This window comes from Pseudomonas silesiensis, assembly GCF_001661075.1.
GTDB classification, from domain to species: Bacteria; Pseudomonadota; Gammaproteobacteria; order Pseudomonadales; family Pseudomonadaceae; genus Aquipseudomonas; species Aquipseudomonas silesiensis.
In genome coordinates this window covers 910,159-936,343 of record NZ_CP014870.1, presented here as the reverse complement: position 1 = coordinate 936,343, position 26,185 = coordinate 910,159, and the positions used below count along the sequence as shown (strand labels likewise).

The following is a 26,185-nucleotide window of genomic DNA, read 5'->3' as shown; positions in this document are numbered from 1 at the left end:
ATTGCGAACTGGTATCAACAAAGGCTGGCGATAATAGCAGACCACGCCTTTGCTGAACACCAATCACCTTCATAGCCCTGATACATTCCATCAATCGGCCTGACGACGCAGGAAAGCCGGAATGTCCAGGTAGTCCAGGTCGTCTTGCGGATTCATCTTCGCGGCAGCCGCAGCACCGGCCTGAGCCTGGTTGCGCATGACGGTCGGACGGTCCAGATCACGGTAGTTTACCGCTGGCTGTTCCTGGCGTGCAGGGGCTTGTTGTTGTGGCTGGGAAGCCATGGAGGTATGCACGGTGTTATCGATGAGCTTCACAGCCTTCTCGATTTTCGCGCCCAGACCTGTGGCAACCACAGTCACGTGCAGCTCGTCGCGCATGTCCGGATCGATAACGGTACCGACCTTGACCATCGCGTGCTCGGAAGCGAAGGCTTCGATGATGCTACCCACGTCGGAGTACTCACCCAGGGACAGGTCAGGACCGGCGGTGATGTTCACCAGGATGCCGCGTGCACCTTGCAGGTTAACGTCTTCGAGCAACGGGTTGCGAATGGCCGCTTCGGTGGCCTCGCGTGCACGGTTCGGACCGCTGGCGCAGCCAGTGCCCATCATTGCCATGCCCATTTCGCTCATCACGGTACGGACGTCGGCAAAGTCGACGTTGATCATGCCCGGACGCTTGATGATGTCGGAGATACCGCGAACGGCACCGGCCAGTACATCGTCGGCCTTGGCGAAAGCCGACAAGAGGCTTGCGTCCTTGCCGAGGATGGTCAGCAGCTTCTCGTTGGGGATGGTGATCAACGAGTCGACGCTTTCAGACAGCAGACGGATACCTTCGTCGGCGATCTGCATGCGCTTGCGGCCTTCGAACGGGAACGGACGGGTCACCACCGCAACGGTGAGGATCCCCATTTCCTTGGCCACTTCGGCAATGATCGGCGCAGCACCGGTACCGGTACCGCCGCCCATGCCAGTGGTGATGAACACCATGTTGGTACCCTGCAGGACCTCGGCAATGCGCTCACGGTCTTCGAGAGCGGCCTGACGACCTACTTCAGGGTTGGCGCCAGCGCCGAGACCTTTGGTCACGCCGGTGCCCAGTTGCAGGATGGTCCGCGCGCCGATGCTTTTCAGCGCCTGGGCATCAGTGTTGGCGCAGATGAATTCAACGCCTTCAATGTTGCTCTTGACCATGTGGTTGACGGCGTTGCCGCCGCCTCCGCCAACACCGATAACTTTTATAACCGGGCTTGCGGGGATGTTGTCTACGAGTTCGAACATTTTCCCTCTCCTTTCATTTCTCTAGTTTTTGCGCCTACTGCCTGTATCTACAACGGTGCTGCGGTACATCTTTAGAAGTTGCCCTGTACCCAGCTCTTGAAGCGATCGAGCAAGGCGACTTTCGGTTCTTCATTGCTGTAGCTGTCGCGGCTGCTGATGCCCGAGAACGATATCCCGTCGGACTGCTTCTGCAGGCCGTACATCAACAGGCCGACGCCAGTGGAATAGATCGGGTTGCGGACGACGTCGTCCAGGCCCTTGACGCCATGGGGCACGCCCAGGCGGACCGGCATGTGGAAGATCTCTTCGGCCAGTTCGACCGCGCCTTCCATTTTCGAGGTGCCGCCGGTCAGCACGATGCCGGCCGGGATCAGGTCTTCGTAGCCGCTGCGACGCAGTTCGGCCTGGATCAGCGTGAACAGCTCGTCGTAACGCGGCTCGACCACTTCGGCCAGGGCCTGACGGGACAGCTCGCGCGGTGGACGGTCGCCAACGCTTGGCACCTTGATGGTTTCGCCGGCACCGGCCAGTTTGGCCAGGGCGCAGGCGTAGCGAATCTTGATTTCTTCGGCGTACTGGGTCGGAGTGCGCAACGCCATGGCGATGTCGTTGGTCACCTGGTCGCCCGCAATCGGGATCACCGCGGTGTGACGGATGGCGCCTTCGGTGAAGATCGCGATGTCGGTGGTGCCGCCGCCGATGTCCACCAGGCACACGCCCAGCTCTTTCTCGTCGTCGGTCAGCACCGAGTAGGCCGAAGCCAGTTGCTCGAGAATGATGTCGTCGATTTCCAGGCCGCAGCGACGCACGCATTTTTCAATGTTCTGTGCGGCGTTGACGGCGCAGGTGACCACGTGGACCTTGGCTTCCAGGCGTACGCCGGACATGCCCAGCGGCTCACGCACGCCTTCCTGGTTATCGATCACGTAATCCTGCGGCAGGGTATGCAGCACGCGCTGGTCAGCCGGGATCGCCACAGCCTGGGCGGCGTCGAGTACGCGCTCAAGGTCGGCGGAGCTGACTTCGCGATCGCGAATCGCCACGATGCCGTGGGAGTTCAGGCTGCGGATGTGATTGCCCGCCACGCCGACGAACGCCGAGTGGATCCGGCAACCGGCCATCAGCTGCGCTTCTTCGATCGCGCGCTGGATCGACTGCACGGTGGACTCGATGTTCACCACCACGCCCTTCTTCAGGCCACGGGACGGATGGGTACCGATCCCGACGATTTCCAGCGTGCCGTCGTCCGAGACCTCGCCGACCAGCGCCACCACCTTGGAGGTGCCGATATCGAGACCGACGATCATTTTGCCGCTTTGCACGTTTGCCATGGGTCCTGCCTCTCTTAATTCTTCGCGACAGCGGGTTGGGCTGTCGTAGGCGCTACCGGTTCCCGCCAGCCAACAGCGAGGCCGTTGGCGTAGCGCAGATCGATGCGCGCAATGTTCGTAATCTGTTCTTTGAGCGTCTTGTCATAGATGGCAATGAAGCGGCGCATCTTTTCCACCTGGTTGCCGCGTCCCAGCAGCAGTTCGATCCCCGGACCCGCGCTGCCTGCGCCGGTGGTCAGGAACCAGCTGCCTCGATCACGCAACTCCAGCCGTGCAATCGAGAAGCCCAACGGCCTGAGCATCTGGCTCAGCACCTGGTATTGCTGCATCACTTTCTGTTGAGCCCGTTGTGGGCCGAACAGCTGTGGCAGGTGTTCGTAGTTCGCCAGTTCACGCGGGGTGAACGCCTGTCCCTGGTTGTTCAACAGCGATTCGTCGCCCCAACGGGCCACCGGCAGTTGTTCTTCCAGGCGGATCACCACTTGATCCGGCCATACCCTGCGTACTTCCGCGTGGGCAATCCATGGCATCTGTTCCAGCTCGGTGCGCATGCCCGCCAGGTCGATGGTGAAGAAGCTCGCCGCCACGAACGGGGCGATCCGCTGCTGCACCGCTTGCTGGCTGATGTAACTCAAGTCGCCCTGCACCGCGATCTTGCTGATCGGCCGGTCGGCGTACGGCAGCAAACGCTGTGCGCCTTCGTAGGTGCCGAAACCCAGCGCTACCAGCAGCACCGGCCAGAACAGGCTTTTGATAAAAGCAAAATTGGCTTTCGGCAGGCGCGCGGACATCGGCTCTTTGGCCACCATTCGGCTTGCACCCCGCGGTACCGGCTTGCGGCCGGTCGGTGCGGGAGGCTGATGTCTCAGCTGAGCGCCTTGCATGGTCTTAACCTCGCGGCTCGTTGTTACTGGCGGCGTGAATGGCAGCGTTACCGGCAACACTGGCCGCCAGAATCGCCAACACCAGTTGCTGGAAATCCAGACCGGCGGCACGGGCGGCCATCGGCACCAGACTGTGATCGGTCATGCCCGGTGCGGTGTTGACTTCCAGAAACCAGAACTGCCCGTCGGCGTCCTGCATCACGTCCGCCCTGCCCCAACCGGCGATACCCAGCGCCTCACAGGCTTTGGCCGTGAGGTCCATGAGTTCTTGTTCCTTGCTGCTGTCGAGGCCACACGGGATCCGGTACTGGGTATCGGATGCCACGTACTTGGCGTCGTAGTCGTAGAAACTGTGGGTCGTGCCCAGGGCAATCGGTGGCAACACCTGGTCACGCAGGGTGGCGATGGTGAACTCCGGACCTTGAATCCATTGCTCGACCAACACTTGCGAATCGTAGGTACTGGCCGCTTTCCACGCGTCGATCAATTCAGACGCGCTCGTCACTTTGGCCATACCGATACTTGAACCTTCATGGGCCGGTTTGACGATCAAAGGGAAGCCCAGTTCCGTCGCTGCCGAAATACAATCGGCCTCAGAGCTCAGCACCGCGTGGCGTGGCGTCGGAATGCCGAGGCTGTGCCAGACCTGCTTGGTGCGCAGCTTGTCCATCGCCAGTGCCGAGGCCAGGATGCCGCTACCGGTGTACGGAATGCCCAGGCATTCGAGCAGGCCCTGCATGCTGCCGTCTTCACCGCCACGACCGTGGAGGATGACGAAGGCGCGGTCGATCTTTTCGTTCATCAGGCGCTGCAGCAGGTCATCGCCGACGTCGAGACCGAATGCGTCGACACCGGCGCTGAGCAGCGCGTCGAGCACCGCGTTACCCGACTTCAGGGATACCTCACGCTCGGCACTCTTGCCGCCGAACAGCACGGCGACGCGGCCGAAGTCTTTCGGCGCGACAGTGGAGACGAGGTTGGCGTAAACAGCAGTCATTTCAACTTCCCCACGCTCGGCGCGGCAACCGCGCCCGCGAACAACGGACTCTTCAACAATTTCGGTGCGAGACCACCGATATCACCGGCACCCTGGCACAGCAGGATGTCGCCGGCACGCAGCAGCGGCTTGACCAGCGGCGCCAGATCGACGCCACGCTCGATGTAGATCGGGTCGAGTTGACCGCGCTGGCGGATGCTGTTGCACAGCTTGCGGCTGTCGGCCCCGGGGATCGGCTCTTCGCCGGCCGGATAGACTTCCATCAGCAGCAGGACGTTGGCATCGGCCAGTACATTGACGAAATCGTCGTACAGGTCGCGAGTGCGGCTGTAGCGGTGCGGCTGGTAAACCATCACCAGGCGACGCTCCGGCCAGCCTCCGCGCACGGCCTTGATCACCGCGGCCACTTCGGTCGGGTGGTGACCGTAGTCGTCGACCAGCATCACGTTGCCGCCTTCTACCGGCAGTTCGCCGTAGACCTGGAAGCGGCGACCAACGCCCTGGAACCCGGACAGGCCCTGGACGATGGCTTCGTCGCTGACGCCCTCGTCAGTGGCGATGCAGATGGTGGCCAGCGAGTTGAGCACGTTGTGGTTGCCCGGCATGTTCACCGAGACATCCAGCGGTTCACGGTCGGGACGCAACACAGTGAAGAAGGTCTGCATGCCTTGCTGGCGCACATTGATCGCGCGCACGTCGGCGTCGTCGTCGAAGCCGTAGGTAACGGTCGGACGCTTGACCAATGGCAGGATTTCGCGCACCACCGGATCGTCCAGGCACACCACCGCCAGACCGTAGAACGGCAGGTTGTGCAGGAACTCGACGAAGGTTTTCTTCAGCTTGTTGAAGTCACCGTCGTAGGTCGCCATGTGATCGGCGTCGATGTTGGTGACCACGGCCACCAACGGCTGCAAGTGCAGGAAACTGGCGTCGCTTTCATCGGCTTCGGCAATCAGGTAACGGCTGGTGCCCAGCTGGGCATTGGTACCCGCTGCATTCAGACGGCCACCGATCACGAATGTCGGGTCCAGGCCACCGGCGGCGAACACCGAAGCGATCAGGCTGGTGGTGGTGGTTTTGCCGTGGGTACCGGCGACGGCGATGCCGTGGCGATAACGCATCAGCTCGGCGAGCATTTCTGCCCGCGGCACCACCGGAATCCGGCGCTCCAGGGCGGTGGCGACTTCCGGGTTGGACGTGTTCACGGCACTGGAGGTGACCAGCACATCGGCGGTCGCGGCGTTCTCGGCACGGTGGCCGATAAAGATCTGGGCGCCAAAGGACTCCAGACGCTCGGTCACCGGCGAAGCCTTCAGGTCGGAACCGGACACTTGATAGCCCAGGTTCAGCAACACTTCGGCAATGCCGCACATGCCCACGCCGCCGATACCGACGAAGTGGATGCGACGGATGCGGCGCATTTCCGGATGCGGCATGGCTTTCTGATTCTCAACCATGGGCCACCTCCAGGCAGGTATCGACCACGTTACGGGTGGCATCGGGTTTGGCCAGGCGGCGGGCGGCGGTGGCCATGTCGGCGAGTCGTTGTGGTTGCATCAGGACCTCTGTCAGGCGTGCGGCAAGATCCGCTGCGCCAGTCGTTCTTTGTGGCATCAGGAAAGCAGCGCCTTCCCGGGCCAAATAATCGGCGTTGCGGGTCTGGTGATCGTCGATCGCATGGGGCAATGGCACCAGCATCGAGGGCAGACCGGCGGCGGCCAGTTCACTGATGGTCAGCGCGCCTGCGCGGCATACCACCAGGTCGGCCCAGCCATAGGCTTGGGCCATGTCTTTGATGAAAGGCTGCACTTGCGCCTCGACGCCAGCCGCGCGATAGCGCTCTGCGGTCACTTCATCGTGGTTTTTGCCGGCCTGATGAAACACCTCCGGACGCAGGTCGGGGTCGACTTGCGACAGGGCTTCAGGCAGCAATTTGTTCAACGGTTCTGCGCCCAGGCTTCCGCCCAGGATCAGCAAACGCGCCTTGCGACCTGCCAGGGCGGGTCGCGGTGTCTCGAGGAACAACTCGGTGCGCACCGGGTTACCGGTGGTCCGACGGCTGCCCGACAGGGTAAAGGTGTCGGGGAACGCTTCACAGACCCGGGCGGCCAACGGCACCAGCAACCGATTGGCGGTACCCGCCACGGCGTTCTGCTCGTGAACGATCACCGGCACGCCGGCCAGTTTGGCTGCAACACCACCGGGTCCGGTCACAAATCCACCGAAACCGACCACACACACCGGCTGCAGCTGGCGAATGATCGCCCGTGCCTGCCAAATGGATTTGAGTACCATGAACGGCGCCTTGAACAGGGACAGCTTGCCCTTGCCCCGCAGACCGCTGGCGTCGATCCGGTGCAGCTCGATACCGGCCAGCGGCACCAGCTCATTCTCGATGCCGCGCGGGGTCCCGAGCCAATGCACGGTGTAGCCCCGGGCCTGGAACTCGCGTGCACAGGCCAGCGCCGGGAACACGTGGCCACCGGTGCCGCCCGCCATGATCAAGACGTTAGCGCCCATGGGTCGGCTCCTCGGCGAAGTCGCTCTCCTGGAACTCCATCTCTTCACTGCCCAAATGGGTTCGACTCTCCCACTCGATGCGCAGCAACAAGCCGAGACAGGCACAGCAGATCACCAGCGAACTGCCGCCGTAACTGAGGAACGGCAGGGTCAGGCCTTTGGTCGGCAACAGGCCGACATTCACCCCGATGTTGATCAGGAACTGACCGATCCACAGGAACGACAGGCCGTAGGCCACATACGCCGCGAAATACTGCTTGGCTTTCTCGGCCCACAAACCGATGTACATGCCGCGCACACACACGAACACGAACAGGGCGACGGTGCACAGGGAACCCACCATGCCGAGCTCTTCGGCCAGGACCGAGAACACGAAGTCGGTGTGAGCTTCGGGCAGGTAGAACTGCTTCTGCACGCTATTGCCCAGGCCAACGCCCAGCCACTCGCCGCGACCGAAGGCGATCAGCGCCTGGGTCAGCTGGTAGCCGGAACCGAACTGGTCGGCCCAGGGGTCGGTAAAGGTAATCAGACGGGCCATCCGGTAGGGTTGCGCCTGAACCAGGACGGTCACTGCCCCGAATGCCAGCGCCACCATCAAGGTGAAGCGGAACAGCCCGACCCCGCCGAGGAACAGCATCGCGGCCGCCGCGCCCATCATGACCACGGTGGCACCGAAGTCCGGCTCCATCAGCAACAGACCGGCCATGGGCAGCAGGACGATGAAGGGCTTGAAGAACCCCATCCAGCTTTCGCGGACTTCTTTCTGGCGACGCACGAGGTAACCAGCGAGGTAAATGACGACAAATACCTTGGCGATTTCCGATGGCTGTACGTTGAAGAAACTGAAACCGATCCAGCGCATCGACCCGTTCACCTCGCGGCCGATCCCCGGGATGATCACCATCACCAGCAAACCGAAGGCGCCGAGCAGCATCAACCAGCCGAGACGTTGCCAGGTGGCAATCGGAATCATCATGGTGACGACGCACGCCCCCAGGCCGAGCACCAGGTAAATCAGGTGGCGGATCATGTGGTACAGGGTGTTGCCCGATTGCACTGCGGCCACTTCCGACGAGGCGGACGTGATCATGACCAGCCCCAGGCCGAGCAGTGCCAGGCAACCGGCGAGCATCGGAAAATCGAGGTCGATACCGCGCCCGGTGATGATCGGCGATGGATACGGCTTGATGATGTTTCTCAGGCTCATGCCAGTTCCTCCACAGCGCGGACGAACTGGTGACCACGGTCTTCGTAGTTCTTGAACATGTCGAAACTGGCGCAGGCCGGCGACAGCAGCACCGCGTCGCCCTGTTCTGCGATGGCGCGGCATTGCTCCACGGCTTCGACCAGCGAACCCACGCGAATCAGCGGCACGGCATCGCCAATGGCCTCACCAATCCTGTCGGCGTCACGGCCCAGCAAAATGACGGCGCGACAGTTGACCGCCACCGGAGCCCGCAGGTCCTTGAACTCGGCACCCTTGCCGTCGCCACCGGCGATCAGCACGAGTTTGCCGTCGATGTCCGCGCCCAGGCCTTCAATGGCGGCCAGTGCGGCGCCGACGTTGGTGGCTTTGGAATCGTTGTAGTAGCTCACGCCATCCAGGTCGCGGACCCATTGGCAGCGGTGTTCGAGCCCGGCGAAGGTGCGCAGGCTGGCGAGCATGGCGTCGAACGGCAGGCCGACGGCGTGACCCAGCGCCAATGCCGCCAGGGCGTTGGACTGGTTATGCGCGCCGCGAATTTTCAACTCGCGCACCGGCATCAGGTTCTGGAATTCGAAGGCCAGGTACTTCTCGCCGTCTTCTTCGCGAATGCCAAAAGCCTTGAAATCGGGCTTGCTCAAGCCGAAGGTCCAGCACGGCTGGCCCTCGCCTATCAACGGACGGCTCAGGGCATCCTGGCGGTTGACCACGAACTGTCGGGCACCCCGGAAAATCCGGTGCTTGGCCAGGTGGTAGGCCGGCAGGCCGCTGTAGCGGTCCATGTGATCTTCGCTGACGTTGAGCACGGTCGCCACTTCCGCACCGAGGTGATCGGTGGTCTCAAGCTGGAAGCTCGACAGTTCCATCACGTACAGCTCGACATCGTCGCTGAGCAGGTCCAGCGCCGGCGTGCCGAGGTTGCCCCCGACAGCAACACGTTTGCCCGCCGCTGCCGCCATCTCGCCGACCAGGGTGGTGACGGTGCTTTTCGCGTTGGAACCGCTGATGGCGACAATCGGCGCTTTCGCGTTACGCGCGAACAGCTCGATATCGCCGGACAATTTAACGCCACGGGCGGCGGCAGCCTGCAGGGCCGGGGTCGCCAGCGCCAGGCCAGGGCTCACGTAGAGCTCGTCGGCGCGGCACAGGAACTCGACGTCCAGCTCGCCACAACGCACTTCCACGTGCGGATAGTCACGCTTGAGCGTGGCCAGTTCCGGTGGATTTTCCCGCGTATCGGCGACAGCAAACGACGTGCCCCGGTTCGCCAGGAAGCGAACCAGGGACATGCCGCTCTTGCCGAGGCCGACAACGATGCGGAAGTGGTCAGAAGCGATCAGAGACACTCGTTCTACCTCAGCTTCAGGGTGGCAAGGCCGACCAGTACCAGAATCACGGTGATGATCCAGAAACGGACGATCACACGCGGCTCGGGCCAGCCCTTGAGTTCAAAGTGGTGGTGAATCGGTGCCATGCGGAACACACGGCGACCGGTCAGCTTGAAGGAGGCAACCTGGATCACGACCGACAGGGTCTCCATCACGAACACGCCGCCCATGATAAACAGGACGATTTCCTGACGGACGATCACCGCGATAGTGCCCAGGGCCGCGCCCAGCGCGAGCGCGCCAACATCGCCCATGAACACCTGGGCCGGATAGGTGTTGAACCAGAGGAAGCCCAGGCCCGCGCCGATCAGCGCGCCGCAGAACACGATCAACTCGCCGGCGCCCGGAACATAAGGAATCAGCAGGTATTCGGCGAACTTCACGTTACCCGAGAGGTAGCAGAAGATCCCCAGCCCGCCGCCAACCATCACGGTCGGCATGATCGCCAGGCCGTCGAGGCCATCGGTCAGGTTGACCGCGTTGCTCGAACCGACGATCACGAAATAAGTCAGGACGATGAAGCCTGCGCCCAGCGCAATGCTGTGGTCCTTGAGCATCGGCAGGATCAGGGTGGTTTCCACCGGCGTCGTGGCGGTCATGAACAGGAAGATCGCCGCCCCCAGGCCGAACACCGATTGCCAGAAGTATTTCCAGCGACTCGGCAGACCACGGGAGTTCTTCTCGATCACCTTGCGGTAGTCATCGACCCAGCCGATGGCGCCAAACAGCAAGGTCACCAGCAGTACGGTCCAGACATAACGGTTGCTCAGGTCTGCCCAGAGCAAGGTGCTGACGCCGATGGACGAAAGAATCAGCGCGCCGCCCATGGTCGGGGTGCCGGATTTGGACAGGTGCGATTGTGGACCGTCGTTACGAACGGATTGACCGATCTGACGTTTCTGCAAAGTACGGATCATCCACGGGCCATAGCACAGCGACAAAACCAACGCGGTCAGCACACCGAGGATCCCGCGCAGGGTCAGGTACTGGAAGACCGCGAAGCCTTTGTAGAACTGTTGCATATACTCCGCTAGCAGCAGCAGCATTAATGTTTCTCCAGACGGGTCCCGCACAAAGCGGCGACGATGTTTTCCATCGCCGCGCTGCGCGAGCCTTTGATCAAAATGGTGGTGTTTGTGTCTTGCTCGGCCTCGAGCGCCTTGATCAGTTCAGCCTGAGTGCTGAAGTGCCAGGCCTGCTCACCGAAGGCGTTCACGGCGTGGGCCATCAGTGGCCCGACAGCGTAAAGCGCGCAAACCTTGCCACGGGCGTATTCGCCCACATCGCGGTGCCCCTGCTCCGCCCACTCGCCCAACTCGCCGATATCCCCGAGCACCAGGACGGTGCGGCCGGAAAAGCCGGCCAGTATATCAACGGCGGCACACATGGAGGTGGGATTCGCGTTGTACGTGTCATCGATCACGCGCATGCCATTGCTGGCCAGTTGCGCGACAGTGCGACCCTTGACCGGTTGCACCGCGCCAAGGCCGGCGACGATGCCGGACAGCGATACGCCCAATGCATGGGCTGCCGCTGCGGCGGCCAGGGCATTGGCGACGTTATGGGTGCCGAGCAGGTTCAGTTGAACCCGCTCCTCACCTTCAGGGCTGTGCAGAATGAAGGCCGGGCAGCCGCGAGCGTCGCGGTCAAGATCGCTGGCAAAGAAGTCGGCGCTGACATTGCTCAGGGCGAACGTCAGTACCTGGCGACCGGCGGCGCGGGCCTTCCAGATGGCGAACGCCTTGTCGTCGAGATTGAGCACGGCGATGCCATCGGCCGCCAGCCCTACAATGATCTCACCCTTGGCTTCAACGATTTTTTCCGGCCCGCCGAACTCGCCGACGTGGGCGGTTCCTGCGTTGTTGAGCACGGCCACATGGGGCTTGGTCATGGCGACGGTGTAGGCAATTTCGCCGAGCCGCGAAGCGCCAAGCTCGATCACTGCTGCGGTGTGTTCCGGCGCGAGTTCGAGCAGGGTCAGCGGTACGCCGAGGTCATTGTTCAGATTACCGCGGGTCGCCAGTACCGAACCGCGTGTGCGCAGGATGCTGGCGAGCATCTCCTTGACCGTGGTCTTGCCGCTGGAGCCGGTGATGGCCGCCACGGGATGGGTAAACGCGGCACGATTCATCGCGCCCAATTGCCCCAGGGCCTGGCGGGCATCCTTAACCAGCAGTTGCGGCAGCGCGCAGTCAGCGACTTCACGCTCGACCAACGCACAGGCGGCGCCCAGGCTGGCCACGTCGTTCAAATAGTCATGGCCATCGAAGCGCGGACCGGTCAGGGCAATGAACAGCTGGCCCGGCTTGATGGCGCGACTGTCGATACTGACGCCATCGAAGGTGGCGTCGGCCATCAGCAACCGGCCGTTCAGCGCATCGGTCAGTTGGCTCAGTTTCAAGGCTTTAAGCATGGGCCACCTCCCACGCGGTCAAGGCATGATCGGCCTCGACCAGATCGGAGAATGCGTGACGCTCGCCATTGATTTCCTGATAGTCCTCATGACCTTTGCCAGCCAGGACAATCACGTCATCCGCCGAAGCGCTGGCGATCAGCTGGGCGATCGCCTGGCCACGGCCAGCGACGAACGTGACTTTATCCACAGCCGTGAAGCCGGCGCGGATGTCATCGAAAATCACCGCGGGGTCTTCGGTACGCGGGTTGTCGTCGGTTACCAGCACACCGTCGGCCAGGCGCTCGACCACTTCGGCCATCAGCGGACGCTTGCCGCGATCGCGATCACCGCCGCAACCGAACAGGCACAGCAAACGGCCCTTGGCGTGCGGACGCAGGGCCATCAAGACTTTTTCCAGCGCGTCCGGCGTGTGGGCGTAATCAACCACCACCAAGGGCTGGGAACCCCCGCCAAGCCGCTGCATGCGACCGGCCGGGCCTTCGAGTTTCGGCAACACCTTGAGAATTTCGTCCAGGGCGTAGTCCAGTCCGAGCAAGGCACCCACGGCGGCCAGTACGTTGCTCAGGTTGAAGCGACCGAGCAAGGTACTGCGCAAAAAATGTTGGCCCTGCGGGGTGACCAGTGTGGCGCGCACGCCTTCGTCGTCGAAGTGCGCTTCACGGCAATAGAGGTAGGCGCGGGAATCTTCCAGGCTGTAGGTGATCAACCGCGACTCGCGCTTGTCGGCAGCCAGTCGCCGGCCGAAATCGTCATCGAGGTTAACCACCCGGCATTTCAAATCGTTCCAGGCAAACAGCCTGGCCTTGGCTTCGCCATAGGCCTGCATGGTGCCGTGGTAATCCAGATGATCGCGGGACAGGTTGGTCATCACTGCCACATCGAACGCCAACGCCGTCACGCGCCCCTGATCCAGACCATGGGAAGAGACTTCCATCGCCACGGCTTTGGCACCGGCCTTTTTCAGGTCGGCAAGGGTCGCTTGCACGGCAATCGGGTTCGGGGTGGTGTGCAGGCCGCTTTGCAGCGCGCCATGGAAACCGGAGCCCAGGGTACCGACGATGCCACAATGCTGACCGAGCAAGTCCAGCGCTTGCGCGACCAGCTGCGTTACGCTGGTTTTACCGTTGGTGCCGGTGACGCCGATCAGATTCAGATGACGGCTCGGATCACCATAAAAACGCCCCGCGATATCCGACAGCTGCGCCCCCAGGCCCTTGACCGGAATCAGCGGCACGTCGGTGATCGGCAGCACTGTCGCGCCTTCGACTTCATAAGCCACGGCTGCGGCACCGCGCTGCAAGGCGTCGGCAATGTGCGCTCGACCGTCGAATTTGGCGCCAGGAACGGCGAGAAACAGATCGCCCGCCCGCACGTTGCGGCTGTCCAGGGTCAGTTCGCGGATCAACAGATCGCGGCCGGCGTGGGCGAAAATCTTGTTCAGGCTCAGGGACATCAGCCGCGCCCTCCATTGGCTTTTAGCGGAACGACTGGTGTTACGTTCGCTTGTTGAACAGGTGGCAGATTGTCCGGCGTGATGTTCATCAAGCGCAGGGTCCCGGACATCACTTTGCTGAATACTGGCGCCGATACCAGGCCGCCGTAGTAACCGGCCTTGGTCGGTTCATCGATCACCACGACGATTGCGTAGCGCGGATCGCTCATCGGTCCGAAGCCGGCAAACAGCGAGCGGTAGGAGTTCACGGCATAGCCTTTGGTACCGACCGACGTTTTACGTGCGGTACCGGACTTGCCGCCCACGTGATAGGCCGGCACCTGCGCACGGAATACTCCGCGCGGAGCTTCGATCACCTGCTGCAGCATGGTCTGCATGGTTTTCGCGACCGCTTCGGGCAGCACTTCGGTGGATTGCGGCACCTTGTCGGTTTTGATCAGCGTCAGTGGCGCGAGGCGACCATTGTTGGCCAAGGCCGAGAAGGCGTGGACCAACTGGATCGCGGTCACGGAAATACCGTAGCCGTAGGACAACGTGGCGGTTTCCGCCTTGCGCCATTCGCGGTAGTTCGGCAGGTTGCCGACGCGCTCGCCCGGGAAACCCAGACCGGTGTCCTGGCCAAGACCGACTTTCTGTGCCAGGCGGAAAATGGTTTCGCCGCCGATGTCGAACGCGACCTTGCTCATGCCGACGTTACTGGAATTGATCAGGATCCCGGTCAGGTCGAGCACCGGACCTTCGGATTTGGAAACGTCACGAATGGTGTACTTGCCCAGCTGCAGCGTGCCCGGGTAAACCTCGACGGTATCGCTTGGTTTCCAGCGACCGGTTTCGATGGCGGCGCTCATGGAGATCGCTTTCATGGTCGAACCCGGCTCGAACACATCGATCATTGCGCGGTTGCGCATCATCGCCGGTTGCAGGTTGCGCCGGTTGTTCGGGTTGTAGGTCGGCTGGTTGACCATGGCGAGGATCTCGCCGGTCTTCACGTCCATGATCACCAGGCTGCCAGCCTTGGCGCCGTTCTCGATGATCGCGTTGCGCAGTTCACGGTTGGCCAGATACTGCAGGCGCAGATCAATGGACAACGCCAAGGGCTTTCCGGCCTTGGCGTTTTTGGTGACCTGGACATCCTTGATAAGTCGGCCGCGCCGGTCCTTGATGACCTGTCGCTTGCCCGGCACCCCGGCCAGCCATTCGTCGTAGGCCAGTTCGACCCCTTCTCGGCCATGGTCGTCGATGTCGGTAAATCCGACCATGTGCGCGGTGACTTCACCGGCCGGGTAGAAGCGCCGGAACTCTTCAATGCCATAAACCCCCGGCACTTTCAGATCGAGCACGGACTGGCCTTGTTCGGGGGTGAGCCCGCGCACCAGGTAAATGAATTCTTTATTGGCCTGGGCTTCGAGACGTTCGGCCAGGGCTTTGGGATCCTGCCCCAGCGCAGCGGCCAGAGCTGGCCACTTCTCTTTGGCCAGCTGCATTTCCTTGGCATTGGCCCACAGGGTGGTGACCGGCGTACTCACGGCCAAAGGCTCGCCATTACGGTCGGTGATCAAGCCACGGTGAGCCGGAATCGGGATGTGTCGAACACTGCGCGCGTCGCCCTGGCCTTTCAGGAAGGCACGGTCGACGACTTGCAGGTCGATGATGCGCCAGGCAATGGCCGCGACCATGACGCCGAGCAAGCCCAGCACCAGGCGAAATCGCCACGGAAAGAGTGCGCCTTCGAGTTTCATCATGGCGCCACCATCTGCACTTCAGCGGCGCCGGGAATGCGCATCTTCAGTTGCTCGGTTGCCAGGACTTCGATACGGCTGTGGGCGGTCCAGGTGCTCTGTTCGAGAATCAACCGGCCCCACTCCGCCTGGGCCTTGTCGCGCACGCTCAACTCGTTGTACAGCGAGTTCAGCAGCTGACGGTTCCAGTGGGCGCTGTAGGACACGCCGACGGCAGACACGAGCACGCCGACAAACAGCAGCAGCATGAAAAAGCTTCCGCCAGGAAGTGGCTTGGCGAAAAGCCTGCTCACCGCAATTTCTCCGCGACACGCATGATGGCGCTGCGTGAACGAGGGTTGGCTTTGAGTTCGGCCTCGGAGGCGGACTGCGCCTTGCCATGGACCTTGATTTTCGGTTCGAAGGCGACGTGACGTACTGGCAGGTTGCGCGGCAGGTTGTCGGCTTCGCCTTTCACCAGTTTGCGCATGAACAGTTTGACGATGCGGTCTTCCAGCGAATGGAAGCTGATAACCACCAGACGACCGCCGACTTCCAGGCAGTCCAGGGCGGCTTCGAGACCGGCCTCCAGATCGCCCAGTTCGTTGTTGACGTGGATGCGCAGGCCCTGGAACGCACGGGTCGCCGGGTTCTTGCCCTTTTCCCACGCCGGGTTGGCGACTTTCAGGACTTCAGCCAGATCGCCAGTGCGCTCGAACGGCTTGATGTCGCGACGCTCGGCCACGGCACGGGCCATGCGACCGGAGAAACGTTCTTCGCCGTACTCCTTGAACACCCGGGCAATTTCTTCCACCGGCGCAGTGTTGACGAATTCGGCAGCGCTGATCCCGCGGGACGGGTCCATGCGCATATCCAGCGGCCCATCGTTGAGGAAACTGAAGCCGCGCTCAGGGTCGTCGAGTTGCGGCGAAGACACGCCCAGATCGAGCAGAACGCCGCTGACCTTGCCCGTCAGGCCGCGTTCGGCGACTTCCGAACCGAGCTCGGCAAAGCTACGCTGTACAATGACAAAGCGGCCGTCTTCGGCCGCTAGCGTTTGCCCGGTGGCAATCGCTTGAGGATCTTTATCGAACCCGAGTACCCGACCATCCGGCCCGAGCTGGCTGAGGATCAACCGGCTGTGTCCGCCGCGTCCGAACGTACCGTCCAGATAGCAGCCATCAGGTCGTACGGCGAGAGCCTCGACGGCTTCGTCAAGCAGTACGGTGATGTGGTTAAAGCCGCTATCAATAGTCACAGGATCAAATCACGCAGTTCATCAGGCATGGAGCCCGGTTGTTGAATAGCAGCCAGGTCAGCGGCAGAAACCGCGTCCCAGGCATCCTCGTCCCACAATTGGAACTTGTTCAGTTGGCCTACCAACATCGCGCGCTTATCCAACCTGGCATATTCACGAAGACGCGGCGGAACCAGAAAACGACCACTGCCATCGAGCTCGAGATCGACGGCATTACCAATCAATAAACGCTGCAGACGGCGGTTCTCTTCGCGGAGCGAAGGCAATGCGCGCAATTTGGTTTCAATGATTTCCCACTCATCGAGGGGATAAACACACAGACATGGATCAACGGCATCGATCGTGACGATCAATTGACCGGAACTGCGCGAAACCAGCTCGTCACGGTACCGGCTCGGCATAGCGAGACGGCCCTTTGCATCAAGACTGATTGCATTAGCTCCGCGAAACACGACAGCGTTTCTCCAAATTCTAGCGGTTTTAGCTCAAAAAACCCACTTCGTGCCACTTTCCGCCACTTGCGCACACTATAGGAATGCGGCTACCGCACCGTCAAGGCGCACATCAAAGGAAAACCCTTACAGAACTTGGATTTAGGGGCATAAAGGAGGGGGCTACGGGGATCCGGCAGGTGAAGCTAACCAATAACTTGAGCCAGAACAGAAGCCTGGGCTCGGAAGTTAAAGTATTTTGTTAAGAGTAAGATTTTTTTGGTATTACAGAAGTGCTTCTGCTGACGATTGTGAAAGGAGGGAAATTGCCATCACAGCACCCCTGCTCAATGAGTTAAGCAGAGGCTGAAAAAAAGGTGGAGAGTCGATCTGTAAGCCGGGTTCTGTCTTGAACAGTCATTCGTCTACGATGGCCATCACTGGACATCTTTAGCAACCTACCCGGTCCCAGCGCGGGCCACGCCTTGGGACCCTATTTGGTCTTGCTCCAAGTGGGGTTTACCTAGCCACGAACTGTTGCCAGTCGTGCGGTGCGCTCTTACCGCACCTTTTCACCCTTACCGGCGCCGAAGCGCTTAGGCGGTTATTTTCTGTGGCACTTTCCGTAGGCTCACGCCTCCCAGGCATTACCTGGCACTTCGCCCTATGGAGCCCGGACTTTCCTCCCCCCCCTAATTTTCATAGAGGGCAGCGACTGTCCGATCGACTCTCCGCCGCGAAGGTTAACGGTAGAGCGGCCGAAGAACAAGCGCTAAACGCCTTGGACCCTGCCTTTGCGTCGGGTTTTACTCGCCCTTCTGCTTATCCAGCGCGACCTGGTAGAGCACATTCTTGCGCTCGCCGGTAATCTGCGCCGCCAACGCGGCGGCACGCTTGAGCGGCATTTCTTCGAGCAACAGATTAAGGATACGCATCGCTTCGCTACTGACGGCATCCTCGGTTTCGGGCGCCGACCAGCCCGCCACCAACACGACGCACTCGCCGCGCTGCTGATTACTGTCCGACTCGACGAACTCGCGAAGCTCGGCCAACGGCAAGCCCTTGAGCGTTTCAAAGGTTTTGGTCAGTTCCCGCGCCAGCAACGCCGGACGCTCCGGCCCGAAGACCAGCTCCATATCTTGCAGGCATTCAAGGATGCGGTGCGGGGCCTCATAGAAAATCAGCGTGCGCGGCTCTTCCTTTACCTGCTCCAGGCGAGCACGGCGCCCCACGGCCTTGGCCGGGAGAAAGCCTTCGAAAATGAAACGATCCGACGGCAGGCCTGCCGCCGACAACGCTGCAATCAATGCGCAGGCACCCGGCACCGGCACTACATTGATGCCCGCGGCACGGGCCTGACGCACCAGGTGATAACCCGGATCGGAAATCAGCGGTGTCCCCGCATCGGAGATCAACGCCACATCGTCGCCGGCCAGCAGACGGGTAATAAAGCGGCTACCTTCATCCCGTTCGTTATGTTCATGGCAGGCCGCCAGCGGTGTGGGAATGCCGAAGTGCTGCATCAACCGCTGCGAGTGGCGGGTGTCTTCGGCGGCAATCAGTGCCACCTCGCGCAGGATTTTCAGTGCCCGCGCACTGATATCGTCCAGGTTGCCGATGGGCGTCGCCACCACATAAAGCGAGCCGGCAGCGGAATTCAAAGCACCTGGAGCAGTCAAAGCGCACACCTCATGATCGGTAAAAGCCGCCATTGTAGCGCGTAGCGACGTTCGCGACAGGCGCAAGCCATCCCTGGTTTTTCTGCCTTTTATGCCGTACTGCAACATTTGCATGAGCTAAATTGATCGATTCACGCCAGTAACATCGCGCCCCGGCCAGCGCTTGGGTACAATTCCACGCTAATTTGATCGAGTATCAGGAACACTACATGATCGCTTGCCTGCGGCTGTTCACTGCCCTCTGCCTCGCTGCCTTGCTGGCGGCTTGCGCCAGCTCGCCCTCCTCCAGCCTTGGCGAACTTCCACGGACCCCTGATGCCAGTATCGAGCAATTGCTCCAACAGGCCGCTCAAAGTAAAGACCCGGAAAAAGCCGCCTTGCTGCGCCTGAATGCGGCAGACCTGGCCTATCGCCAGGGTAACGCCGGCCAGTCCGCGCAAATCCTGCAACAAGTGCCCGTCGAGCAACTCAAGCCTGGCCCGCAGGTTTTCGCCAGCACCCTGGCGGCTGAACTGGCCCTGGCCCGCAATCAACCGAAAGCGGCGTTGACGGCGCTGAGCCATCCAAGCCTGCAACACCTGGCGCAATTGCCGGTCGAGCAGCAGGTTCGCACCGGCACCGTGCATGCCCGCGCCCTTGAAGCCGATGGCCAGACCCTGGCCGCCGCACGGGCGCGCATCTTCATCGCGCCGATGCTGGAAGGCGAAGCGGCCGGCAAGAACCACGAGGCGATCTGGACGCTGATCGCCTCGCTGCCGACCGATCAATTGCAGCCGACCTCCACCGATGACCTCGGCGGCTGGATGAGCCTGGCCCTGGCGGTAAAATCCGCCGGCACCCTGGAACAACAGCAAGCCGCGATCGACAACTGGCGCGCCCAGAACCCCAAGCACCCCGCCGCCATTCAACTGCCGTTGCCGCTGAGCAAACTCAAGGAACTGGCCAGCCAGCCCTTGGGCAAGATCGCCCTGCTGCTGCCGCAGGAGGGCCCGCTGGCCTCGGTCGGCAAAGCATTGCGCGAAGGATTCATGGCTGCTCACTACCAGGCGCAACAGGCTGGTCAACAGCCACCGGCCATCGAGTTCTACGACAGCTCGCGCCTGACGTCCCTGGATGATTTTTATCGCAAGGCCCAGGCCGACGGCGTGCAACTGGTCGTCGGCCCGCTGGAGAAACCGCTGGTCAAACAGCTCAGCGCTCGCCCGCAACTGCCGATCACCACCCTGGCGCTGAACTACAGCGAAGGCGAACAAGGTCCGGCACAACTGTACCAGTTCGGCCTGGCTGCCGAAGACGAAGCCCGGGAAGTATCCCGTCGCGCGCGCGCCGATGGCCTGCATCGCGCCGCCATCATGGTGCCGAAAGGCGAATGGGGCGATCGTGTCATGAGGGCTTTCAGTCAAGACTGGCAGGCCAACGGCGGCAGCATCGTCGCGACCGAGCGCGTCGATCAGCCCGTGCAGCTGGCCCAGCAGATTGCCGACATGTTCCAGCTGCGCCAGAGCGAAGGTCGCGCCAAGAGCCTGCAGAGCACCGTTGGCGGACAGGTCGCTGCCCAGCCTTCGCGTCGCCAGGACATCGAGTTCATCTTCCTCGCGGCAACGCCTCAGCAAGCCCAGCAGATCAAGCCGACCCTGAACTTCCAATACGCGGGTGACGTGCCGGTCTATGCCACCTCCCACGTGTTCAGCGCCAGCGGCGACCAGAACCAGTACAACGACATGAATGGCGTGCGCTTCTGCGAAACGCCCTGGTTGCTGGACGCCAACGATCCACTGCGCCGCCAGGTGACCGCTCAATGGCCACAAGCCGGCGGCAGCCTGGGTCGCCTGTATGCGATGGGCGTCGACGCTTATCGCCTGGCGCCACGCCTGGGGCAACTCAAGGCTTTGCCGGAGAGCCGTATCGAAGGTCAGTCGGGCAGCCTGGGCATGACGCAAAACCAGCGTGTAGTGCGCCAGTTGCCATGGGCCCAGTTCGTCAATGGCCAGGTTCAACGCCTGCCGGACACCCAACGCTGATGCCTGACAGGTCACGCCAGCAAAGCGGAAAAGATGCCGAGCGCCACGCGCTCGAGCATCTTGAGCAACAGGGTCTGCGCCTCCTGGCGCAGAACTGGTTGTGTAAACGCGGCGAGCTTGATCTGGTCATGCTTGATGGCGATACAGTAGTATTCGTTGAAGTCCGCTACAGAAAGAACACCCAATGGGGTGGCGCACTCGATAGCATCGATGGGCGCAAGCGGCAGAAACTGATTTTCGCCGCGCAATATTTTCTTCAGCGCGAGTCGCGTTGGGCCAATTCCCCTTGCCGCTTCGACGTGGTTGCCATCGACAGCGACCTCGCCCGGTTGAACTGGTTGCAGAATGCCTTCGACAGCTGATCGCTTGCGCCGCGAACCGGACACTTTCACCCAACACTTTTGCTCTTTGCTTTGCGGGCTGCACATTCATGTGCCCAGTAGCCGCGCTAATTAAGGTCACACAGATGGACATGCAATCGCGAATTCGCCAGCTTTTTCAGGCCAGTATCGACACCAAGCAACAGGCGATGGAAGTACTTGCACCGCACATCGAGCAAGCCAGCCAGGTCATGGTCAACGCCCTGCTCAACGAGGGCAAAATGCTCTCCTGCGGCAACGGCGGTTCCGCCGGCGATGCCCAGCATTTCTCGTCGGAGCTGCTCAACCGCTTCGAACGTGAACGCCCGAGCCTGCCAGCCATCGCGCTGACCACCGACAGCTCGACGATCACCTCGATCGCCAATGACTACAGCTACAACGAAATTTTCTCCAAACAAATCCGCGCCCTCGGCCAGCCGGGCGATGTATTGCTGGCGATTTCCACCAGCGGCAACTCGGCGAACATAATTCAAGCGATCCAGGCCGCACATGATCGCGAAATGATTGTCGTAGCATTGACGGGTCGTGACGGCGGCGGCATGGCGTCGCTGCTTTTGCCCGAGGACGTCGAAATTCGCGTTCCGGCCAACGTCACCGCACGTATTCAGGAAGTCCACCTGCTGGCGATCCATTGCCTTTGCGACTTGATCGACAGCCAACTGTTCGGGAGTGAAGAATGACCCCTAATCGCCTAGGCCTACTGGCCTTGACCCTGTGCCTCGGCATCAGCGGCTGCACTTCGGTGGTTAACGCCAGCCGTGAAGCACCGATCGATGATGACCGCGGTACCCGCACCTTCGGCAGCAAGATCGACGACTCCCTGATCGAAACCAAGGCCGGCGTGAATATCGCCAAGGCCGATCCTGTCCTGGACAACGGATCACACATCGTGATCACCAGCTTCAACGGCGTTGTGCTGCTCGCGGGCCAAACGCCGCGTGCCGACCTCAAGGCCAAGGCCGAGCAGGTTGCCGCCGCGGTTCAGCGCGTGAAAAAGGTTCACAACGAACTGCAGGTGCTGCCACCTTCAAGCTTCCTTGCTCGCCAGAACGACACCTGGCTAACCTCCAAGATCAAGACCCAGATGCTGGCCGATGCGAGCATTCCGGGGTCGCGCATCAAGGTTGTTACCGAAAACGGGATCGTTTACCTGCTGGGCTTGCTGACCAAGCAGGAAGCGGCCCAGGCAACCAGCCTGGTGCAGAGCGTTTCCGGGGTGCAGAAGATCGTGAAACTGTTCGAATACATCGACTGACCCCCCCCTGTAGGAGCCAGGCTTGCCGGCGATGGCGTCCTTGAGATCGCCGTCGACCTGTAGGAGCCAGGCTTGCCGGCGAAGGCGTCCTTGAGGGCCCCTTCGCCGGCAAGCCTGGCTCCTACGGAAGTAATAAAAAAGGCGATCCATTCGGATCGCCTTTTTATTACTTCACCACCTTCAAACTCGGTCGACCGCTGGGACGCGGCGGCTCACTGTCGGGTGGCGGAATATCATCATCCGGCTCGATCTCATCCTCGCCATCCATGGGCGATTCCAGATCGAACACCATGCCCTGGCCGTTCTCACGGGCATAAATGCCCAGGATCGATGCGATAGGCACGTACAGCGTATGCGGCACGCCACCGAAGCGCCCTTCGAAGCTGACCGCCTCGTTATCCATGTGCAGATGACGCACGGCCGCCGGCGATACATTCAGGACAATTTGTCCGTCACTGGCAAAACCCTGAGGCACCTGCACCGATGGATATTCGGAATTGACCAGCATGTGCGGGGTGCAATCGTTGTCCACAATCCACTCGTAGAGCGCACGGACCAGATAAGGTCGACTGGAGTTCATAGCGGCTCCTTAAGCCTTAGCGCATATCGCGTTCGACACCAGACAGACTCGCCTGGAATGCCTCACGCGCAAACGAGCGCTCCATGTAATCAAGCAGCGGCTTGGCAGGCCGCGGCAGTTCAATGCCCAGAATCGGCAATCGCCAGAGTATTGGCAATAGGCAGCAATCCACCAGACTTTGTTCCTCGCTGAGGAAGAACGGCTTGTCGGCGAACAATGGCGACACGCCGGTCAGGCTTTCGCGCAACTCTTTACGAGCCACGACACGGGCCGCTTCCTTGGACCGGGAATCCAGGATCAGATCCACCAGACCACACCAGTCACGCTGAATGCGATGAATCAGCAGACGGCTGTTGGCACGCGCTACGGGATAAACCGGCAGTAACGGCGGGTGCGGGTAACGCTCATCCAGATATTCCATCACCACGGTCGACTCCCACAACGCCAGGTCACGATCGACCAGGGTGGGCAGGCTGCCGTAAGGGTTCACTTCAATCAGTTTAGGCGGCTGGCGACCAGCTTCCACGTAAATGATCTCTGCGCTGACACCCTTCTCTGCAAGTACGATACGCACTCGGTGGGAATAGTGGTCGGCGGGGTCGGAGTAACAGGCCAACCGATTGGTCACGCCCATGGCGGTCCTCCTCGCTTGTTGAAATTATCGGAAGCGGAAAAACGAGCGCGCCCAGAGGGCGCCTCCCGTAACGCCTGGATCACCAGGCTCGTTACACTTTCAGAGACGCCCTTGGGCGCGCGCGATTAACAGCAATTGCTTGAAGCTTGATCAGTGCACGTCTTTCCAGTACTCACGCTTGAGCAAATAGGCGAATACGAAGAAGAACGCCAGGTACAGCAATACGTACGTACCGATGCGCTGATGTTGCAGCTTAACCGGGTTAGCCGAGTAAGCGAGGAAGGTTACCAGATTCTTGACCTTCTCATCGAACTGCTCTTCGGTCAAAGCACCGCTTTTCGGCACGATGGTCAGCTGATCGCACGCTTCATGAGTCAGCGGCGTACCGGTCAGCGGATCATATTGCTTCTTGCCGTCCTCGACGATCTGAACCTGTTTGCAGCCGACGACCTGACGACCTTGCAGACCGACCAGAACGTTAGGCATCCCGACGTTCGGGAACACCTTGTTGTTCACACCCCAAGGACGCGACGGATCTTCATAGAACGATTTCAGGTAACCGTAGAGCCAGTCGGTACCACGGACACGAGCCACCAGGGTCAGGTCGGGTGGCGCGGCACCGAACCAGGTCTTGGCGTCAGCCGGCTGCATGCCGATGCTCATGTGGTCGCCGATCTTGGCACCCGTGAACACCAGGTTCGAGAGCATCAGCTCGTGCGGAATGCCCAGGTCATCGGCAACACGCTCGTAACGCTGGAACTTGGCGCTGTGGCAGCCCATGCAGTAGTTGGCGAACGTACGGGCGCCATCCTGCATGGCGGCCTTGTCGGAAACGTCGATGTCGACCTTTTCCAGCTCGGGACCACCTTGTGCGGCCGCGAAGGACAGTACAGGCATGGCAGCAAGAATCAGTACAGCAAATAGCTTTTTCATCAGCCAGTCACCCTTTCCGGAACCGGTTTGGTCTTCTCGAGCCTGGTGTAGAACGGCATCAGAATGAAGTAGGCGAAGTACAGGAAGGTACAGACCTGCGACAGCAACGTACGCCCTGGCGTCGGAGCCAGAACACCGAGGATGCCGAGGATCACGAACGAAACGCAGAACACCACCAGCCAGATCTTGCTCAGCCAGCCTTTGTAGCGCATCGACTTGACCGGACTGCGGTCCAGCCACGGCAGGACGAACAGCACCGCGATGGCCGCACCCATGGCGATTACGCCAAGAAGCTTGTCCGGAACCGCCCGCAGAATCGCGTAGAACGGTGTGAAGTACCAGACCGGAGCGATGTGCTCTGGAGTCTTGAACGCGTTCGCCACTTCAAAGTTCGGCTTCTCGAGGAAGTAGCCGCCCATTTCCGGGAAGAAGAACACGATGGAGCAGAAGATGAACAGGAACACCACCACGCCGACGATATCTTTCACGGTGTAGTACGGGTGGAAGGCAATGCCGTCCAGCGGTACGCCGTTTTCGTCCTTGTGTTTCTTGATGTCCACACCGTCCGGGTTGTTCGATCCGACTTCGTGCAGCGCCAGAACGTGCAGCACCACCAGACCGAGAATCACGATCGGCAACGCCACGACGTGCAAGGCGAAGAAGCGGTTCAGGGTAATACCCGAAATCAGGTAGTCACCACGGATCCACTGGGTCAGGTCGTCGCCGATGAGCGGAATCGCACCGAACAGCGAGATGATCACCTGGGCACCCCAGTAGGACATCTGACCCCACGGCAGCAGGTAGCCCATGAAGGCTTCCGCCATCAGCGCCAGGTAGATCAGCATGCCGAAGACCCACACCAGCTCACGCGGCTTCTGATACGACCCGTAGAGCAAACCACGGAACATGTGCAGATAGACCACGATGAAGAACATCGAAGCGCCGACCGCATGCAGCATACGCAGGATCGAGCCGTACTCGACGTCGCGCATGATGTATTCAACGGAGGCAAAGGCTTCTTCCGCCGACGGGGTGTAGCTCATGGTCAGCCAGACACCGGTGACGATCTGGTTGACCAGGACGAGCAGTGCGAGGGAGCCAAAGAAATAGAAGAAGTTGAAATTCTTCGGAGCGTAGTACTTGCTGAGATGGTCTTCCCACATTTTGGTTGCGGGAAAGCGCGCATCAACCCAATCCATGAACTTGCTCATCACGCGTTCTCCGTATCGACGCCAATGACAATAATCTCATCGGTTTCATAGGAATGCGGGGGAACTGGCAGGTTCAAAGGCGCAGGTTGCGACTTGTAGACGCGGCCAGCCAGGTCGTAGTGGGAACCGTGGCAAGGGCAGAAATACCCCCCCACCCAATCCTTGCCCAGATCTGCAGGTGCCACTTCCGGACGGAAAGTCGGCGAGCAACCCAGGTGCGTGCAGATTCCGATCAGCAGCAGAACCTCTGGCTTGATCGAACGCGTTTCCGGGTCGACGTAAGTCGGTTGTGTCGAGTTCTTGGAGGTCGGGTCGGACAACTGACCCTCGATCTTTTTCAGATTCCCCAGGATTTCCTCGGTACGGCGGACGATGAACACCGGCTGACCGCGCCACTCAGCAATCATCTGCTGGCCTGGCTCGATTTTGCTGACATTCACCTTCACCGGTGCACCTGCGGCTTTCGCCTTGGCACTGGGAAACCATGACCCCACGAACGGGACCGCAGCCCCCACCGCTCCTGCAGCACCCACCACGGATGTGGCTGCTACCAAGAAGCGACGCCGGCCTGCATTCACGCCGTCATTGCTCATTCAGTCCTCTCCCAT

Annotated in this window: 25 protein-coding genes and 1 other RNA gene; 4 read left to right on the top strand and 22 right to left on the bottom strand. The window is 61.0% G+C overall.

Annotation, left to right across the window (positions count from 1 at the left end):
• Positions 1-90: 90 nt before the first annotated feature.
• The 17 genes from ftsZ to rsmI all read right to left on the bottom strand — a co-directional run bounded on the left by ftsZ (position 91) and on the right by rsmI (position 18,596).
• Positions 91-1,284 (bottom strand): cell division protein FtsZ, encoded by a 1,194-nt coding sequence (gene ftsZ, locus PMA3_RS04170; RefSeq protein ID WP_064675982.1) that lies wholly within the window; start codon positions 1,282-1,284, stop codon positions 91-93.
• 71 nt (positions 1,285-1,355) lie between these two features.
• Positions 1,356-2,615 carry a cell division protein FtsA gene (gene ftsA / locus PMA3_RS04165; RefSeq protein ID WP_033061341.1) on the bottom strand — a complete coding sequence of 420 codons (1,260 nt, stop codon included), beginning with the start codon at positions 2,613-2,615 and terminating at the stop codon, positions 1,356-1,358.
• 14 nt (positions 2,616-2,629) lie between these two features.
• Positions 2,630-3,499: a cell division protein FtsQ/DivIB gene (locus tag PMA3_RS04160; RefSeq protein ID WP_064675981.1), complete on the bottom strand. Its 870-nt coding sequence runs from the start codon at positions 3,497-3,499 to the stop codon at positions 2,630-2,632.
• A 4-nt stretch (positions 3,500-3,503) separates the two neighbouring features.
• The gene (locus PMA3_RS04155) at positions 3,504-4,496 is read right to left on the bottom strand and encodes a D-alanine--D-alanine ligase (protein ID WP_064675980.1); all 993 of its coding nucleotides are present in this window, start codon (positions 4,494-4,496) and stop codon (positions 3,504-3,506) included.
• On the bottom strand, positions 4,493-5,953 hold the full coding sequence (murC, locus tag PMA3_RS04150) for a UDP-N-acetylmuramate--L-alanine ligase (protein WP_064675979.1): 1,461 nt from the start codon (positions 5,951-5,953) through the stop codon (positions 4,493-4,495). The genes PMA3_RS04155 and murC overlap by 4 nt, the downstream gene beginning before the upstream one ends.
• Positions 5,946-7,016, bottom strand: coding sequence for an undecaprenyldiphospho-muramoylpentapeptide beta-N-acetylglucosaminyltransferase (gene murG / locus PMA3_RS04145; protein ID WP_064675978.1), 1,071 nt, complete (start codon positions 7,014-7,016; stop codon positions 5,946-5,948). Before murG ends, murC begins: the two co-directional genes overlap by 8 nt.
• The gene (gene ftsW, locus PMA3_RS04140; protein WP_064675977.1) at positions 7,006-8,223 is read right to left on the bottom strand and encodes a putative lipid II flippase FtsW; all 1,218 of its coding nucleotides are present in this window, start codon (positions 8,221-8,223) and stop codon (positions 7,006-7,008) included. The genes murG and ftsW overlap by 11 nt, the downstream gene beginning before the upstream one ends.
• Positions 8,220-9,566 carry a UDP-N-acetylmuramoyl-L-alanine--D-glutamate ligase gene (gene murD / locus PMA3_RS04135; protein WP_064675976.1) on the bottom strand — a complete coding sequence of 449 codons (1,347 nt, stop codon included), beginning with the start codon at positions 9,564-9,566 and terminating at the stop codon, positions 8,220-8,222. The genes ftsW and murD overlap by 4 nt, the downstream gene beginning before the upstream one ends.
• A 5-nt stretch (positions 9,567-9,571) precedes the next feature.
• On the bottom strand, positions 9,572-10,654 hold the full coding sequence (gene mraY / locus PMA3_RS04130; protein WP_064675975.1) for a phospho-N-acetylmuramoyl-pentapeptide-transferase: 1,083 nt from the start codon (positions 10,652-10,654) through the stop codon (positions 9,572-9,574).
• Positions 10,654-12,021 (bottom strand): UDP-N-acetylmuramoyl-tripeptide--D-alanyl-D-alanine ligase, encoded by a 1,368-nt coding sequence (locus PMA3_RS04125; RefSeq protein ID WP_064675974.1) that lies wholly within the window; start codon positions 12,019-12,021, stop codon positions 10,654-10,656. Before PMA3_RS04125 ends, mraY begins: the two co-directional genes overlap by 1 nt.
• Positions 12,014-13,477: a UDP-N-acetylmuramoyl-L-alanyl-D-glutamate--2,6-diaminopimelate ligase gene (locus tag PMA3_RS04120; protein WP_064675973.1), complete on the bottom strand. Its 1,464-nt coding sequence runs from the start codon at positions 13,475-13,477 to the stop codon at positions 12,014-12,016. Before PMA3_RS04120 ends, PMA3_RS04125 begins: the two co-directional genes overlap by 8 nt.
• Complete coding sequence (locus PMA3_RS04115) at positions 13,477-15,216, bottom strand: peptidoglycan D,D-transpeptidase FtsI family protein (RefSeq protein WP_191626350.1); 1,740 nt, start codon at positions 15,214-15,216, stop codon at positions 13,477-13,479. Before PMA3_RS04115 ends, PMA3_RS04120 begins: the two co-directional genes overlap by 1 nt.
• Complete coding sequence (gene ftsL / locus PMA3_RS04110) at positions 15,216-15,509, bottom strand: cell division protein FtsL (protein WP_064675971.1); 294 nt, start codon at positions 15,507-15,509, stop codon at positions 15,216-15,218. Before ftsL ends, PMA3_RS04115 begins: the two co-directional genes overlap by 1 nt.
• Positions 15,506-16,453 carry a 16S rRNA (cytosine(1402)-N(4))-methyltransferase RsmH gene (gene rsmH / locus PMA3_RS04105; protein WP_064675970.1) on the bottom strand — a complete coding sequence of 316 codons (948 nt, stop codon included), beginning with the start codon at positions 16,451-16,453 and terminating at the stop codon, positions 15,506-15,508. Before rsmH ends, ftsL begins: the two co-directional genes overlap by 4 nt.
• A complete protein-coding gene (mraZ, locus tag PMA3_RS04100; RefSeq protein WP_064675969.1) occupies positions 16,450-16,905 on the bottom strand; it encodes a division/cell wall cluster transcriptional repressor MraZ in 456 nt (151 codons plus the stop codon). The genes rsmH and mraZ overlap by 4 nt, the downstream gene beginning before the upstream one ends.
• A gap of 356 nt (positions 16,906-17,261) precedes the next feature.
• An RNA gene (gene rnpB / locus PMA3_RS04095) (RNase P RNA component class A) lies at positions 17,262-17,615 on the bottom strand.
• A 75-nt stretch (positions 17,616-17,690) separates the two neighbouring features.
• Positions 17,691-18,596, bottom strand: a complete 906-nt coding sequence (gene rsmI / locus PMA3_RS04090; RefSeq protein WP_162493642.1) for a 16S rRNA (cytidine(1402)-2'-O)-methyltransferase — start codon at positions 18,594-18,596, stop codon at positions 17,691-17,693.
• A gap of 176 nt (positions 18,597-18,772) precedes the next feature.
• Here rsmI and PMA3_RS04085 point away from each other — a divergent pair, with 176 nt between their 5' ends.
• The 4 genes from PMA3_RS04085 to PMA3_RS04070 all read left to right on the top strand — a co-directional run bounded on the left by PMA3_RS04085 (position 18,773) and on the right by PMA3_RS04070 (position 22,219).
• Positions 18,773-20,584, top strand: a complete 1,812-nt coding sequence (locus tag PMA3_RS04085; RefSeq protein WP_064675967.1) for a penicillin-binding protein activator — start codon at positions 18,773-18,775, stop codon at positions 20,582-20,584.
• The gene (locus tag PMA3_RS30455; RefSeq protein WP_082930253.1) at positions 20,584-20,946 is read left to right on the top strand and encodes a YraN family protein; all 363 of its coding nucleotides are present in this window, start codon (positions 20,584-20,586) and stop codon (positions 20,944-20,946) included. The genes PMA3_RS04085 and PMA3_RS30455 overlap by 1 nt, the downstream gene beginning before the upstream one ends.
• A 104-nt stretch (positions 20,947-21,050) precedes the next feature.
• On the top strand, positions 21,051-21,644 hold the full coding sequence (locus PMA3_RS04075) for a phosphoheptose isomerase (RefSeq protein WP_007972584.1): 594 nt from the start codon (positions 21,051-21,053) through the stop codon (positions 21,642-21,644).
• Entirely contained in the window at positions 21,641-22,219 is a 579-nt protein-coding gene (locus tag PMA3_RS04070; RefSeq protein WP_064675965.1) for a BON domain-containing protein, read from the top strand. Before PMA3_RS04075 ends, PMA3_RS04070 begins: the two co-directional genes overlap by 4 nt.
• 166 nt (positions 22,220-22,385) lie before the next feature.
• Here PMA3_RS04070 and PMA3_RS04065 read toward each other — a convergent pair whose 3' ends face one another.
• The 5 genes from PMA3_RS04065 to petA form a co-directional block, all read right to left on the bottom strand.
• The gene (locus PMA3_RS04065; protein ID WP_064675964.1) at positions 22,386-22,799 is read right to left on the bottom strand and encodes a ClpXP protease specificity-enhancing factor; all 414 of its coding nucleotides are present in this window, start codon (positions 22,797-22,799) and stop codon (positions 22,386-22,388) included.
• 16 nt (positions 22,800-22,815) lie between these two features.
• On the bottom strand, positions 22,816-23,433 hold the full coding sequence (locus tag PMA3_RS04060) for a glutathione S-transferase N-terminal domain-containing protein (RefSeq protein ID WP_008155978.1): 618 nt from the start codon (positions 23,431-23,433) through the stop codon (positions 22,816-22,818).
• 150 nt (positions 23,434-23,583) lie between these two features.
• On the bottom strand, positions 23,584-24,366 hold the full coding sequence (locus PMA3_RS04055) for a cytochrome c1 (protein WP_064675963.1): 783 nt from the start codon (positions 24,364-24,366) through the stop codon (positions 23,584-23,586).
• The gene (locus PMA3_RS04050) at positions 24,366-25,577 is read right to left on the bottom strand and encodes a cytochrome b (protein ID WP_064675962.1); all 1,212 of its coding nucleotides are present in this window, start codon (positions 25,575-25,577) and stop codon (positions 24,366-24,368) included. Before PMA3_RS04050 ends, PMA3_RS04055 begins: the two co-directional genes overlap by 1 nt.
• Positions 25,577-26,170 carry a ubiquinol-cytochrome c reductase iron-sulfur subunit gene (petA, locus tag PMA3_RS04045; protein ID WP_064675961.1) on the bottom strand — a complete coding sequence of 198 codons (594 nt, stop codon included), beginning with the start codon at positions 26,168-26,170 and terminating at the stop codon, positions 25,577-25,579. The genes PMA3_RS04050 and petA overlap by 1 nt, the downstream gene beginning before the upstream one ends.
• Positions 26,171-26,185: the final 15 nt, after the last annotated feature.

Excerpts from the sequence above, each read along its gene's own strand:
- ftsZ (WP_064675982.1), bottom strand. The coding sequence starts at position 1,284 with ATGTTCGAACTCGTAGACAACATCCCCGCAAGCCCGGTTATAAAAGTT.
- ftsA (WP_033061341.1), bottom strand. The coding sequence starts at position 2,615 with ATGGCAAACGTGCAAAGCGGCAAAATGATCGTCGGTCTCGATATCGGC.
- PMA3_RS04160 (WP_064675981.1), bottom strand. The coding sequence starts at position 3,499 with ATGCAAGGCGCTCAGCTGAGACATCAGCCTCCCGCACCGACCGGCCGC.
- PMA3_RS04155 (WP_064675980.1), bottom strand. The coding sequence starts at position 4,496 with ATGACTGCTGTTTACGCCAACCTCGTCTCCACTGTCGCGCCGAAAGAC.
- murC (WP_064675979.1), bottom strand. The coding sequence starts at position 5,953 with ATGGTTGAGAATCAGAAAGCCATGCCGCATCCGGAAATGCGCCGCATC.
- murG (WP_064675978.1), bottom strand. The coding sequence starts at position 7,016 with ATGGGCGCTAACGTCTTGATCATGGCGGGCGGCACCGGTGGCCACGTG.
- ftsW (WP_064675977.1), bottom strand. The coding sequence starts at position 8,223 with ATGAGCCTGAGAAACATCATCAAGCCGTATCCATCGCCGATCATCACC.
- mraY (WP_064675975.1), bottom strand. The coding sequence starts at position 10,654 with ATGCTGCTGCTGCTAGCGGAGTATATGCAACAGTTCTACAAAGGCTTC.
- PMA3_RS04125 (WP_064675974.1), bottom strand. The coding sequence starts at position 12,021 with ATGCTTAAAGCCTTGAAACTGAGCCAACTGACCGATGCGCTGAACGGC.
- PMA3_RS04120 (WP_064675973.1), bottom strand. The coding sequence starts at position 13,477 with ATGTCCCTGAGCCTGAACAAGATTTTCGCCCACGCCGGCCGCGATCTG.
- PMA3_RS04115 (WP_191626350.1), bottom strand. The coding sequence starts at position 15,216 with ATGAAACTCGAAGGCGCACTCTTTCCGTGGCGATTTCGCCTGGTGCTG.
- rsmI (WP_162493642.1), bottom strand. The coding sequence starts at position 18,596 with ATGGCGGCTTTTACCGATCATGAGGTGTGCGCTTTGACTGCTCCAGGT.
- PMA3_RS04085 (WP_064675967.1), top strand. The coding sequence starts at position 18,773 with ATGATCGCTTGCCTGCGGCTGTTCACTGCCCTCTGCCTCGCTGCCTTG.
- PMA3_RS30455 (WP_082930253.1), top strand. The coding sequence starts at position 20,584 with ATGCCTGACAGGTCACGCCAGCAAAGCGGAAAAGATGCCGAGCGCCAC.
- PMA3_RS04075 (WP_007972584.1), top strand. The coding sequence starts at position 21,051 with ATGGACATGCAATCGCGAATTCGCCAGCTTTTTCAGGCCAGTATCGAC.
- PMA3_RS04070 (WP_064675965.1), top strand. The coding sequence starts at position 21,641 with ATGACCCCTAATCGCCTAGGCCTACTGGCCTTGACCCTGTGCCTCGGC.
- PMA3_RS04065 (WP_064675964.1), bottom strand. The coding sequence starts at position 22,799 with ATGAACTCCAGTCGACCTTATCTGGTCCGTGCGCTCTACGAGTGGATT.
- PMA3_RS04060 (WP_008155978.1), bottom strand. The coding sequence starts at position 23,433 with ATGGGCGTGACCAATCGGTTGGCCTGTTACTCCGACCCCGCCGACCAC.
- PMA3_RS04055 (WP_064675963.1), bottom strand. The coding sequence starts at position 24,366 with ATGAAAAAGCTATTTGCTGTACTGATTCTTGCTGCCATGCCTGTACTG.
- PMA3_RS04050 (WP_064675962.1), bottom strand. The coding sequence starts at position 25,577 with ATGAGCAAGTTCATGGATTGGGTTGATGCGCGCTTTCCCGCAACCAAA.
- petA (WP_064675961.1), bottom strand. The coding sequence starts at position 26,170 with ATGAGCAATGACGGCGTGAATGCAGGCCGGCGTCGCTTCTTGGTAGCA.